Raw genomic sequence first — 12748 nt, forward strand, 5'->3', positions numbered from 1 at the left:
CGGCGGCCTCTCCGCGGCCCGACCGTCGACCGGCTCGGCACCGCTTCATAACAGATCGGCCACGGCGTTTGACACGGGGCATTCTCAGGATTAGCTTTGCTCCAGTCGCGGTGTGAACGGTCACATTCAGTCACCGCAACGATCCGGAGCCTCTGGTGCGGATCGCCGCCCGACGCCGAACAGACAGTGCCCGCCACGCCCGTAGGGAGCGGCGGACCGACAGAGAAGTCGAAACGTGGAGGTCAGCGTGCCCGGTGCACACATCACGACGAGCGGAACCCGCGGGGGTGGCGCGCGTGGCTGAGTCCCCGATCATCCTCGAGATGCGCGGCATCACGAAGGAGTTCCCCGGCGTCAAGGCCCTCGACGCCGTGTCGATGCAGGTCCGGGCCGGCGAGGTCCACGCGATCTGCGGCGAGAACGGCGCCGGCAAGTCGACCCTGATGAAGGTCCTCTCGGGTGTCTACCCGTACGGCACCTACACCGGCGACATCGTCTACCAGGGCGACGAGATGCGCTTCCGCGACATCAAGTCGAGCGAGTCGGCCGGCATCGTGATCATCCATCAAGAGCTCGCCCTGATCCCCGAGCTCTCGATCACCGAGAACATCTTCCTCGGCAACGAGCCCACGCGCTTCGGCGCCATCGACTGGTCGACCGCCAAGCTGCGCGCCATCGACCTGCTCGCCCGGGTCGGCCTGAAGGACGACCCCGACACCGCCATCAAGAACCTCGGCGTCGGCAAGCAGCAGCTCGTCGAGATCGCCAAGGCGCTGAACAAGAACGTCAAGCTGCTCATCCTCGACGAGCCGACGGCCGCGCTGAACGAGGCGGACTCCCAGCACCTGCTCGACCTCATCCGCGGGCTCAAGGGCCGCGGCATCGCGTCGATCATGATCAGCCACAAGCTCAACGAGATCGAGGCCATCGCCGACTCGATCACGATCATCCGAGACGGCAAGACGATCGAGACCCTCGACGTCAAGGCCGACGGAGTCAACGAGGACCGCATCATCCGCGGCATGGTCGGCCGCAACCTGGCGAGCCGGTTCCCCGACCGCACCCCCAAGATCGGCGACGTGCTCTTCGAGGTCAAGGACTGGTGGGTGCGTCACCCGCAGACCGCCGAGCGCTTCGTCTGCAAGGGGTCGAACATCACGGTGCGTCGCGGCGAGATCGTCGGTCTCGCCGGGCTGATGGGCGCCGGTCGCACCGAGCTCGCGATGAGCGTCTTCGGACGCTCGTACGGGCAGTTCGTCTCGGGCACGATCGTGAAAGACGGTCGCGAGATCGAGATCAAGAACGTGCGCGACGCGATCGACAACGGGCTCGCCTACGTCTCCGAAGACCGCAAGGTGCTCGGGCTCAACCTGCTCGACGACATCAAGCGCTCGACGGTGTCGGCGAAGCTGTCGAAGATCTCGCGGGGCTCGGTCGTCGACCGCTACCAGGAGCACACGATCGCCGAGGACTACCGCAAGAGCCTCCGCGTGAAGACGCCGACCGTCGACGAGGGCGTCGCGAAGCTCTCGGGCGGCAACCAGCAGAAGGTCGTGCTGGCGAAGTGGATGTTCACCGACCCCGACATCCTCATCCTCGACGAACCGACCCGCGGCATCGACGTGGGCGCGAAGTTCGAGATCTACAACATCATCAACCAGCTCGCGGCCCAGGGTAAGGGCGTCATCGTGATCTCGTCCGAGCTGCCCGAGCTGCTCGGTCTCTCGGATCGGATCTACACGATCTTCGAGGGCACCGTCACGAACGAGATCGACGCGTCCGAGGCCGACGCCGAGACGCTGATGAGAACAATGACGTCCAAGAAGAAGGAGAACGCCGCATGAGTGGCATCAAAGACCTGAAGAAGGTGTTCGGCGGCAACCAGTCGAACGCCCGCCAGTTCGGGATGATCGCGACCCTGGTGGTCGCCATCCTGATCTTCCAGGTCCTCACGGGCGGACTCACCCTCGACCCGCCCAACCTGATCGCCCTGGTCAGCCAGTACTCGTACATCCTGATCCTCGCGATCGGCATGGTCATGGTCATCGTCGCCGGCCACATCGACCTCTCGGTCGGCTCGGTCGCCGCGTTCGTCGGAATCATGGTCGCGACCTCGATGACCACCTGGAACTTCCCGTGGCCCGTCGCCATCGTCTTCGGCCTGGTGGTCGGTGCGGCGATCGGCGCCTGGCAGGGCTTCTGGGTCGCCTACGTCGGGGTGCCCGCGTTCATCGTGACGCTGGCGGGCATGCTGCTCTTCCGCGGTGCGAACCAGTTCGTCGGCAACGCGGTCACGCTGCCCGTCCCCGAGGGCTACACGGTCATCGGCGCCGGCTACCTGCCCGAGTTCGGCCCGAACACCGGGTACAACAACGCGACCCTGCTGCTCGGTCTCGTCCTCGCAGCCGTCGTCGTCTGGCGCGAGTTCCGCCTGCGTCGCAAGCAGCAGGCCATGGGCTCCGACATGGCGCCGATGTGGGTCAGCCTCGTCAAGGTCGCCGTGCTCGTCGCGATCATCCTGTACGCGGCCACGCTGTTCGGCGGCGGCCGGGTCGGAACGTCCTTCCCGATCTCGGGCATCATCCTCGGCGTGCTCGTGCTGGTCTACGGCTTCATCACCCAGAACACGATCTTCGGTCGTCACATCTACGCGGTCGGCGGCAACTCGCACGCCGCCGAGCTGTCGGGCGTCAACGCCCGCCGGGTGAACTTCCTGGTCATGATGAACATGTCGGTGCTCGCCGCCGTGGCGGGCATGATCTACGTCGCCCGTGCCGGGGCCTCCGGCCCGCAGGACGGCCTGAACTGGGAGCTCGACGCCATCGCGTCGGTCTTCATCGGCGGCGCGGCCGTCGCCGGTGGGATCGGCACCGTGACCGGATCGATCGTCGGTGGCTTCGTCATCGCCGTGCTGAACAACGGTCTCCAGCTGCTCGGCGTCGGCTCCGACAAGGTGCAGATGATCAAGGGCCTCGTGCTGCTGATCGCCGTGGCCGTCGACGTCTACAACAAGAGCCAGGGCCGCCCGTCCATCACGGGCTTCCTGACCCGGGGGCTGAACCGCGACAAGAACGGCGTCGCGGCACCGGCCGCCACCCAGTCCGCGGCCGGCACGCAGAACGGCGTCGGACCCTCGACGGACTCCGCGAGCCCCGTCCTGACCCCCAACGGCGACGTGACCGACGTGCAGCGTCCGAACTCGACGACCCCCAACTAGACCCGCTTCCCAGCGCGACCGTCCATCGACGGCCGGTCGCGCCTCCCTCGGACCGCCGCTCGGCGGCCCACCGCACCACCTCACTCACGAGAAAGAGACACAGCATGCGCAAAATCGCGCTGGCGACCATGGCGGTCGCCGCAGCAACGACGCTGATCCTGAGCGGCTGCTCGAACTCCGCCCGCACCGACGCCGGTTCCGGCGACGCCGCCTCCGGCTTCGAGCAGGGCTCGATCGTCGGCGTCGCCCTGCCTGCCAAGACCAGTGAGAACTGGGTCCTGGCCGGCGACCTCTTCAACGAGGACCTCGAGGCGGCGGGCTTCGAGCCCGACGTGCAGTACGCAGCGGCCAGCGGCACCGTGGCGAACCAGCAGGAGCAGATCCAGTCGATGGTCACCAAGGGTGCGAAGGTCATCGTCATCGGCGCGGCCGACGGCGGTCAGCTCGGCACGCAGGTCAAGGCGGCGCACGACGCCGGCGCGATCGTGATCGCCTACGACCGTCTGATCCTCAACACCGAAGACGTCGACTACTACGTCGCGTACGACAACTTCAAGGTCGGCGAGCTCCAGGGCCAGGCCCTGCTCGACGGCATGGCCGCCAAGAAGGCCGAGGGCCCGTACAACATCGAGCTGTTCTCCGGCTCGTCCGACGACGCCAACTCGGCCGTGTTCTTCGACGGCGCCATGAGCGTGCTGCAGCCGGCCATCGACGACGGCACCGTCGTCGTCGGCTCCGGTCAGACCGAGATCAAGCAGACCGCGACCGACGGCTGGAAGGCCGAGAACGCCCAGCGCCGCATGGACTCGCTGCTGACCAGCACCTACACCGACACCGAGCTCGACGGCGTGCTGAGCCCGAACGACACCCTCGCCCGCGCCATCATCACCTCGGTGAAGCAGGCCGGCAAGGACGTCCCCGTCGTCACCGGTCAGGACTCCGAGGTCGAGTCCGTCAAGTCGATCATGGCCGGCGAGCAGTACTCGACGATCAACAAGGACACCCGCAACCTGGTCAAGCAGGCCGTCGCCATGGTCACCTCGGTCTCCGAGGGTGACACCGCCGAGACGAACGACGACGAGTCGTACGACAACGGCTCGAAGGTCGTCCCCGCGTACCTCCTGCCCCCGCAGATCGTCACCAAGGACAACGCCGCCGAGGCCTACGCCAACGACCCCACGCTGGGCCCGTTGACCAAGTAGTCGCGGCACCGCACCACCGCACCACCGCACCACCGCACCACCGCACCACCCGAGAGCCGATCGTCCGTCAGGGCGGTCGGCTCTCGCCGTACCCGGACTCGCTATCGTGATCGGATGCACGAGGAGGCGCGGGTCGGCACGGTCACGAGCGTGACGGTCGAGCTGCTGCTCGCGTCGCCCCGCTCCCGCTACGTCGGGCGACCGTCCGACGGACCCGAGCCGGCGACCGGGGTCGAGACGCACGACCGGCTCGAGCTGCGGGCCGGCCTCGGCGTGGTCGGCGACCGCTACTTCGCGAGACCCGCCCATCGGGCGGCGTCGGTGACCGTGTTCGCGGCGGAGTCCCTCGAGACGGTCGCGAGCCTCCTCGGCTCCGGGCCCCTGGACGCCGCGGCGACACGGCGGAACATCGTGCTGCGCGGCGTCGACGTCGATGCGCTGACCGGTCTCACGTTCTCGCTCGACTCGGGGGATGGGCCGGTGCTGCTGCGGGCGAACCGCCCCGCCAACCCCTGCGCATGGATGGACGTCGTGCTGGCGCCGGGGGCGTTCCGGGCCCTGCGCGGTCGGGGCGGCATCCGCTGCGAGCCTCTGACGAGCGGGGCGCTGCGTCTCGGGCCGGCGACGCTCGCGGTGCTGGGGGAAGGCGACGGGGCGGTCAGTGCCACCAGGCCGGGATCATCGACGTGATGGTGTCGAGCAGCGTCCGGCGGCTCGTGCGGCGGCCGCCGAGCCACGCCTCGATGGCGCCGACGAGGGCGTGCGCGAAGAAGCCCGAGGCGATGTGCGGCGCGATGCCGTCGGGCGCCGTGCCCGCGGGCAGGGCCTCGATGTGGGCGAGCGACGTCGTGGCGAAGTGCTCGGCGAGGGTCTGGTGGATCGACGCGTCGAGCCGGTCGGGCAGCGCGAGACGGTACACGTCGCGGTAGCGCACGACGTGGTCGACGACCCTCTCGACGGCGAGCCGCGTCACGGCCTCGGGGTCGGCGCCCGGCCGCGCGCGCAGCTCGGCGTCGTCGCGGCGGATGGCGTCGAGCTCGGGGGTCAGCACGGAGGCGAGAAGACTGCCCGGCGAGGTGGCGTGGCTGTAGAAGGTGGCCCGGTTGATGCCTGCGGCCCGGGTCACGTCGGCGACGGTGATGCCCGAGACGGGCTGGTTCGACGCGAGCTCGACGATCGCCGTGTGCAGCGATCGGGTCGTCTGGACGATTCGGGCGTCGACCATGGGGGCCTCCTGTGGCGCGGTGCGGGGCCCGGCCGCGCCGGACTGACCCGAGCCTAGACCTTGGCGTCCTCCCGGCGGACCCGGTGGCGGTCGCCGTGGCGGCACCGCTCGCGCATCGTCCCGCCCCGGGGTCGTCGCGGTACGCTTGTGAGCGACGGCGTCCGTGGATCGGCATCGACCGTCACCCTCCCGTGATCTCCCGCCCCTGCCGTCGCGCGGTGCGCTCGAAACGATTCGATGCACCGTGGCGCGGCCGGGCACCGGGCTCGCCCGCCCCTCCTCGTCCTCATGTTTCGGAGCCCCGTGACCACCGTCGTCCACCCCGGTGACTCGCTCACCCGCCGTCAGCGCCTCGTCTACGTCATCGTGCTCGGCGCGCTGACCGCCCTCGGTCCGTTCACGATCGACCTGTACCTGCCGGCCTTCCCGCAGCTGCGCGAGGAGTTCGCGGTCGACAGCGGCGTGATCCAGCTGACCCTCACGGCGACCACCATCGGCTTCGGAGTCGGTCAGCTGCTGGTCGGCCCGTGGAGCGACAAGGTCGGTCGCCGCCTGCCCCTGATCGTCGCGACGGCCGTGCACATCCTCGCGAGCATCGGGGTCGCCGCGGCCCCGTCGATCGAGCTGCTCGGGCTGTTCCGCGTGCTGCAGGGCATGGGGGCCGCGGCCGGCGGGGTCGTGGCGATGGCCACCGTCCGCGACCTGTTCGGCGGACTGCCGCTCATCAGGATGCTGTCGCGTCTCGCGCTGGTCAACGGGCTCGCCCCGATCGTCGCCCCCGTGCTCGGGTCGCAGCTGCTGCGGTTCACCAGCTGGCGCGGCATCTTCGTGTTCCTCGTGGCGTACGGCGCGTTCGTCATCATCGCCGCGATCTTCCTCATCGTCGAGACGCTGCCGCCGGCCCGCCGGCTCGAGGCCGGGCACACGACGCTGGGGCAGCGGTACAAGGCGCTGTTCAGCGATCGCATCTTCGTGGGGGTGGCCCTGATCGGGGCGATGACGTTCTCGGGGTTGTTCTCGTATCTGTCGGCGTCGTCGTTCCTCTTCCAGAACGTCTACGGGCTCGACCCGCAGCAGTACGGCTATCTCTTCGCGGTCAACTCGCTCGGCATCGTCGCCGGGGTGCAGATCAGCTCGCGGCTCGCCCGCCGCGTCGGGCCGCAGTGGATCCTCGCCTGCTCGACGATCGTGCTGCTGGTGTCGGCCACCGCCATCGTCGTGCTCGACTCGGCGGGGGCCGGGCTCGTCGGGATCCTCGTGCCGCTCTGGTTCTTCATCGCGGCCTGCGGGTTCTCGTTCCCGCAGGTCCAGGTGCTCGGTCTGGCCAACCACGGCAAGGAGGCGGGCACGGCGGCGTCGCTGCTCGGCGCCTTGAACTTCGGCCTGGCCGGTCTCATCTCGCCGGTGGTCGGGTTCCTCGGGATCGGCTCGGCGGTGCCGATGGGCAGCGTGATGATCGCGACGTCGTGCGTCGCCATCGCGAGCCTCTGGCTGCTGGTGCGGCCGCGGACGGTGCCGGCGCTCGGCCACTGACCCCCGCGGTGCGGGTGCCTCCTCGGCCACCGACCCCCGTGGTGCGGGTGCCTCCTCGGCCACCGACACCCGCGGTGCCGGTACCTCCTCGGCCACCGACCCCCGCGGTGCGGGTACCTTCTGGGGATGCGCACCGACCCCCTGGCCCCGAAACCCGCGTCACCGTCCGAAGAACGCGTGGCCCGGCGCGTCCAGCGGCGCTGGTGGGTCTTCAGCGCGTTGGGCGCCATCGGCGTCGTGCTGCTGCTCGGAGTCGTCATCACGGCTCGCTCGGGCGCCATCGCGATCGACGAGGAGTTCATGGGCGAGCTCGTCGAGCACCGCCACCCGTTCTGGGACGTACCCTCGCTCGTCTTCAACGTGATCGGCGCCGGGGTGATCGGCGTCTTCGTCGTGCCCCTGGGGGTGATGGCCCTGCTGCTGCTGCGTCGACGCCCCTGGGCGGCCGTCTACTGGATCGCGGCGTGCGCGCTCAGCGCCGGTGTCGTGCAGATCGTCAAGCACGCCTTCGGCCGGGCGCGGCCGGCCGAGATCATGGTCGTCAGCGACTACGGGTCGTTCCCCTCGGGGCACACCGCGAACGCCGCGACGCTCGCCGTCGTGCTCGGCGTGGTCCTCCGCCGCGTGTGGGTCTGGGTGGCCGGCGTGCTGTACACGATCGCGATGCTGCTGAGCCGCACGTACCTCGGCGCGCACTGGCTGACCGACACCATCGGCGGGCTGCTGATCGGGGCGGGGGTGGCAGTCGTCCTCTGGGCGCCCGTCGCGCACCGGCTGCTCGACGAGCAGGAGCGCGTGCGGGGGCTGGGCTGGGTCTGGCAGCACCGCGCCTGAGCCCGTTCCGGGCGGGTCCGGCCGAGGCGGGCGTGCAGGTGCGACCGCAGTGGACGCACTCGCCCGGACTCCGCGCCTCCGCGTGCCTAGGCTGACGCCATGACGGACGCACTCGAGCAGGCCAGGGCGGAGGCCGCCGCCGCGGTCGCCGCCGCCGAGAAGGCGAAGCAGGACGCGGAGGCGGCGCTCGCGCGGGCGGAACGGCTGGCGGCCGACGCCGAGGCCCAGGCGGTCGAGGAGGAGCGGGTCGAGTCGACGGTGCAGGCGACGGCCGGCGAGGCGGCCGAGACGTCGGCCTCGACGTCGGCCTCGGCGACGACGCCGACCGGCCCGCTGTCGACGGCCCCGCTGTCGACCGGGCCCCTGTCCCCGTCGGCGGTCGACGCCGTCCGTGCCGGGTACGCCTTCGACGGCCCCGCGCTCGAGCTCGGCGCCCTGGTGAACGGCGACGCCCTGCCTGACGTGCCCGTGCGCATCCCGCTCGGCATGCTCGCCCGGCACGGACTCGTCGCCGGGGCGACCGGCACCGGCAAGACCAAGACGCTGCAGGTGATGGCCGAGCAGCTCTCGGCTGCGGGCGTGCCGGTCTTCGCCGCCGACGTCAAGGGCGACCTCTCGGGGATCGCGACCCCGGGCGAGCCCTCCGAGAAGCTCTCGGCGCGCACCCGGGGCATCGGTCAGGACTGGTCGCCCGAGGGCACGCCGACCGAGTACTTCGCGCTCGGCGGCATCGGCACGGGCGTCCCCGTCCGTGCCACGGTCAGCGGGTTCGGCTCGCTGCTGCTCGGCAAGGTTCTCGGCCTCAACGACACGCAGGAGTCCAGCCTCGGGCTCGTCTTCCACTACGCCGAGCAGGAGGGGCTGCCGCTGCTCGACCTCGCCGATCTGCGGGCGGTGCTCACCTGGTTGACCAGCGACGAGGGCGAGGGGGAGCTCGAGGGCCTCGGCGGTCTGAGCAAGCAGACCGTCGGGGTGATCCTCCGCGAGCTGATCACGTTCGCCGACCGCGGGGCCGACGCGTTCTTCGGCGAGCCCGAGATCGACACGGCGGAGTTCCTGCGGACGACCGCCGACGGCCGAGGCGTGGTGAGCCTGCTCGAGCTGCCCGGGGTGCACGACCGGCCGGCCCTGTTCTCGACCTTCCTGATGTGGCTGCTGGCCGACCTGTACAACGACCTGCCCGAGGTCGGCGACCTCGACGTGCCCAAGCTCGTCTTCTTCTTCGACGAGGCCCACCTGCTCTTCGCCGACGCATCGAAGGACTTCACGGCGCAGATCGTCCAGACCGTCCGGCTGATCCGGTCGAAGGGCGTCGGCATCGTCTTCGTCACCCAGACCCCGAAGGACGTCCCCGCCGACGTGCTCGCCCAGCTCGGCTCGCGGGTGCAGCACCAGCTGCGCGCGTTCACGCCCGACGACGCGAAGGCCCTCCGCGCCACGGTCTCGACCTACCCGACGAGCGAGTACGACCTCGCCGAGGTGCTGACGACCCTGGCCACCGGGGAGGCGGTGGTCACCGTGATGAACGAGCGCGGGGCACCCAGCCCGGTCGCCTGGACCCGCCTGCGGGCGCCGCGCGGATCGATGTCGCCCACACCGGCCGACACGATGCGGGCGTCGGTGGCGGCCTCGCCGCTGCAGCCGGTCTACGGCGCCGGGATCGACCGCGACTCGGCCCGCGAGATGCTGGCCCGCCGGCTCGAGGCCGCCGCGCTCGACGCCCGCGAACGCACCGACGCCGCGGCTCGTCAGACGACGATCGACGCCCAGCTGAAGGAGGCCGCCGCGCGCGAGCGCTCCGACGCGAAGGCCGCGGCCTCCGCCGAACGGGAGCGGAAGGCGGCCCAGGCCGAGTACGAACGTCAGCAGAAGGAGTTCGAGCGGGCCGAGCGCGCGGCGGCCGGGCGACGGGCGGGGCGCGGATCGGCGACCCGCACCTCCTCGGGGACGCGGTCGTCGTCGCGGGAGGGCGGCGGGGGAGTGCTCGGCGACGTGCTGGGATCGAGCGCCGGGAGGGCCGTCGTGCGCGAGGTCGTCAAGGGGATATTCGGCACCCTGCGCCGCCGCTGAGCACAGGTGGCGCGGCGGTGCGTCAGGCGAGAGTGCCGTAGACGAGCACGAGCGCACCCGAGGCCAACGCGAAGAGGCCGACGATCACCGGCACGGTGAGCCCGGGACGCCCCTCGTACCAGTAGCGGGCGTGCGGGTACCGCCGGAAGAACTGGCGGAGCGACATCGGCTTGTCGATGAGGGTGGAGGCGACGTCGAGCGCGTCGCGCACGGCGACGATCGCCTCGTCGGGCCAGTAGTGGCCGCGCATGCGGAACAGCCGGACCCCGACGGCGTCGAAGGCCACCAGCTGCAGCACCGTGTCGGTGCTGTTGGGGAGGTAGGTGCTGACCACCACGACCTCGGAGACCCGATCGCGGCGGACCCGCACCGAGCCGGGGAGCCATCCGCGCTTGACGAAGTGCTCGGCGTCGAGGGCGGCGAACGACAGGCGGTAGCGCCGGTAGGCGGCGAGACCGAGGGCGATCACGACGACGCCGAGAGCCACGACCACCGGCCAGAGACCGGACGGCCAGGTGAGCCAGAGGAGGGCGGCCCCGACGGGGACGATCGCCGCGAGGCCCGTGAGCGTGGCGCTGACGGCCACCGAGCGTCGAGGCTCGACGAACAGGGCGTAGTCGTCTCTCGCGACGATCGGCATCAGCTCACCCCTCGGTCGACGACGCCGTTCCGTCCGACCGCGAGGGCCTCACAGCGACTTCTGCCCGCCCCCAAGCGGGCGTCGTCGGAATCTCGATCATAGAGGGAGATGCCCGGCCGTACCGACCGATCCGTGCGGATCCGAGCCGATCACCGCCGATCGGCAGGAGGCGGTCAGCGGTCGCGCAGCTTCTCCAGCTCGCGTCGCTCGCGTTTCGTCGGTCGACCGGCGCCGCGATCGCGCACGGCGACCGTGGCGACCTCCTCGCGAGGGGGCGGCGGGGGAGTCAGATCGTCGAGCGCCAGGGCCGCGACCGGCGCGCCGACCCGCTTCACGAGGCACTGGCGCACGACGAGGATGCGCTCGAACCCGCCGAGACGCACTCGCACCTCGTCGCCCGGTCGCACCGTCTGGGCGGCCTTGACGCGTTCGCCGCCCACCCGGACGTGACCGGCGCGGCAGGCCGCCGTCGCCGCGGATCGCGTCTTGACGATGCGGACGGCCCACAGCCACGCGTCGACGCGGCACGAGGCGAGGGAGTCCATGCGTCGATGCTACGTCGGCGCGGGCGTGCGGGCGGGCGGGCGCCCCGGGCGACGGCTCGCGGGCGTCGCAGCCGCCCCGTCGTCACGGAGTCGGGCGCGCATCCGGTAGAGTGATCGAGGTCGCGCGCCGGTATCCGCCGCGCCTCCTGGAGGATTCGCCTAGTGGCCTATGGCGCACGCTTGGAAAGCGTGTTGGGTGCAAGCCCTCAGGGGTTCGAATCCCCTATCCTCCGCCGCACGACCACGAGAGCCCCCGGCATCCGTCTCAGGATGCCGGGGGCTCTCGTCGTCGCCCCGACGAGGAGGCGCGCTACGGTTGTCGCACCAGCGTCACCGATCCGGGGGGAACACCATGACCGACGAGCAGCCGCAGCCGTACCAGCCGAAGCCCTACGAGCCGCAGCCCGAGCAGCCGTCGGCCTATCAGGCCCCTCAGCCCGGTGAGCACGGGTCGGCGACGCAGGGTCCGCCGCCGCTCTGGGCCCCCTACTACGACGCCCCGCTCACCGCGGCCGTGTCGCGGTTCTTCCGCAAGTTCTTCGACTACTCGGGTCGGGCCAGTCGCAGCGAGTACTGGTGGTTCGCACTCGTCCAGGGCGTCGTGTCGTTCGTCCTCATCATGATCACCGGTCTCGTCGCCTCGATCGGCAGCACGGTCGACGCCTCGGGCCAGGCGGTCTCCGACCCGCCGCTGGCGATCTTCGTGCCGCTCGTCATCCTCAACTTCGTGCTGTGGCTGGTGCTGCTCGTCGGCACGCTCTCGCTGACCGCACGGCGGCTGCACGACGTCGGGCTCAGCGGCTTCTTCCAGTTCCTGTACCTCGTGCCGTTCGGCTCGATCGCCGTCTTCGTCATGACGCTGCTCGCGCCGAAGCCCGAGGGCGCCCGGTTCGACAAGCCCCGCGACTGACGCCGCGCCGGAGGCCCTCCGTCGCCCTCGCAGCTCAGGAGGCGCGGGTCAGCTGAGCGCGCGGGTCATGTAGCGCAGATCGAGCCAGCGGCCGAACTTCGTGCCCACCTCGCGCAGCACGCCGGCGTCGACGAATCCGAGTGAGCGGTGCAGCCCGACCGACGCCTCGTTCTCGGCCTCGATCAGGGCGACCATGACATGCAGGTCGTCTGCGGTCGCCTCGATGATGAGTGTCTCGAGCAGGCTGCGCCCGATGCCCGACCCCTGATGGCCCGGGCGGACGTACACGCTGTTCTCGCAGGTGTGCCGGTAGCCCTCCTTCGCGTGGAACGGGCCGTAGCTGCCGTAGCCCACGACGAGGTCGCCGTCGACGGCGACGAGCGCGGCGCGGCCCGCCTCGGAGTGGTTCGTCAGCCACTCGCGTCGCCCCTCGAGGGTCGGGGGCTCGTCCGTCCAGATGGCGGTCGAGTTCGCCACGGCGTCCGCGTGGATCTCGAGCACGCCGGGCAGGTCGGATTCGGTCGCAGGTCGTATCTCCATGGCGAGAGCCTAGGGGTGCGGCCGGCAGGCGT

12 protein-coding genes and 1 tRNA gene are annotated in these 12748 nt (G+C 70.7%); 9 read left to right on the forward strand and 4 right to left on the reverse strand.

Annotated elements, in window-relative coordinates; genetic code table 11:
• The first annotated feature begins 323 nt into the window (after positions 1-323).
• From mmsA to SOM11_RS09315, 4 genes are all read left to right on the forward strand, one after another.
• Positions 324-1844 (forward strand): multiple monosaccharide ABC transporter ATP-binding protein, encoded by a 1521-nt coding sequence (gene mmsA, locus SOM11_RS09300; RefSeq protein WP_243214810.1) that lies wholly within the window; start codon positions 324-326, stop codon positions 1842-1844.
• Positions 1845-1849: 5 nt separating this feature from the next.
• Entirely contained in the window at positions 1850-3217 is a 1368-nt protein-coding gene (gene mmsB / locus SOM11_RS09305; protein WP_243214811.1) for a multiple monosaccharide ABC transporter permease, read from the forward strand.
• A gap of 104 nt (positions 3218-3321) precedes the next feature.
• Complete coding sequence (locus tag SOM11_RS09310; RefSeq protein WP_192058728.1) at positions 3322-4419, forward strand: sugar-binding protein; 1098 nt, start codon at positions 3322-3324, stop codon at positions 4417-4419.
• A gap of 114 nt (positions 4420-4533) precedes the next feature.
• Complete coding sequence (locus SOM11_RS09315; protein WP_320477851.1) at positions 4534-5109, forward strand: MOSC domain-containing protein; 576 nt, start codon at positions 4534-4536, stop codon at positions 5107-5109.
• On the opposite strand, the gene SOM11_RS09320 is transcribed toward SOM11_RS09315, so the two are convergent.
• Positions 5078-5644, reverse strand: a complete 567-nt coding sequence (locus SOM11_RS09320) for a TetR/AcrR family transcriptional regulator (protein WP_192058723.1) — start codon at positions 5642-5644, stop codon at positions 5078-5080. The genes SOM11_RS09315 and SOM11_RS09320 overlap by 32 nt on opposite strands.
• Before the next feature lie 288 nt (positions 5645-5932).
• Between SOM11_RS09320 and SOM11_RS09325 the strand changes: the two genes are divergently transcribed.
• The 3 genes from SOM11_RS09325 (at position 5933) to SOM11_RS09335 (ending at position 10081) form a co-directional block, all read left to right on the forward strand.
• Positions 5933-7177 (forward strand): multidrug effflux MFS transporter, encoded by a 1245-nt coding sequence (locus SOM11_RS09325; protein WP_192058721.1) that lies wholly within the window; start codon positions 5933-5935, stop codon positions 7175-7177.
• Positions 7178-7303: 126 nt separating this feature from the next.
• Positions 7304-8011 carry a phosphatase PAP2 family protein gene (locus SOM11_RS09330; RefSeq protein ID WP_320477852.1) on the forward strand — a complete coding sequence of 236 codons (708 nt, stop codon included), beginning with the start codon at positions 7304-7306 and terminating at the stop codon, positions 8009-8011.
• A gap of 99 nt (positions 8012-8110) precedes the next feature.
• Positions 8111-10081 carry a helicase HerA-like domain-containing protein gene (locus SOM11_RS09335; protein WP_320477853.1) on the forward strand — a complete coding sequence of 657 codons (1971 nt, stop codon included), beginning with the start codon at positions 8111-8113 and terminating at the stop codon, positions 10079-10081.
• A gap of 22 nt (positions 10082-10103) precedes the next feature.
• Here the strand turns inward: SOM11_RS09335 and SOM11_RS09340 are convergent, their stop codons facing one another.
• Together SOM11_RS09340 and SOM11_RS09345 are read right to left on the reverse strand one after the other, a co-directional pair.
• Positions 10104-10721, reverse strand: a complete 618-nt coding sequence (locus tag SOM11_RS09340) for a hypothetical protein (RefSeq protein WP_192058715.1) — start codon at positions 10719-10721, stop codon at positions 10104-10106.
• Positions 10722-10894: 173 nt separating this feature from the next.
• Entirely contained in the window at positions 10895-11266 is a 372-nt protein-coding gene (locus tag SOM11_RS09345; protein ID WP_192058713.1) for an RNA-binding S4 domain-containing protein, read from the reverse strand.
• Between the two features lie 148 nt (positions 11267-11414).
• Here SOM11_RS09345 and SOM11_RS09350 point away from each other — a divergent pair.
• Both SOM11_RS09350 and SOM11_RS09355 read left to right on the forward strand, forming a co-directional pair.
• Positions 11415-11499: transfer RNA gene (locus SOM11_RS09350), tRNA-Ser, on the forward strand.
• A gap of 119 nt (positions 11500-11618) precedes the next feature.
• On the forward strand, positions 11619-12176 hold the full coding sequence (locus SOM11_RS09355) for a DUF805 domain-containing protein (protein ID WP_320477854.1): 558 nt from the start codon (positions 11619-11621) through the stop codon (positions 12174-12176).
• 48 nt (positions 12177-12224) lie between these two features.
• On the opposite strand, the gene SOM11_RS09360 is transcribed toward SOM11_RS09355, so the two are convergent.
• Entirely contained in the window at positions 12225-12716 is a 492-nt protein-coding gene (locus tag SOM11_RS09360; RefSeq protein WP_192058711.1) for a GNAT family N-acetyltransferase, read from the reverse strand.
• Between the last annotated feature and the right edge of the window lie 32 nt (positions 12717-12748).

The organism is Frigoribacterium sp. CFBP9029 (assembly GCF_034045305.1).
In the GTDB taxonomy this organism is placed as follows: Bacteria; Actinomycetota; Actinomycetes; order Actinomycetales; family Microbacteriaceae; genus Frigoribacterium.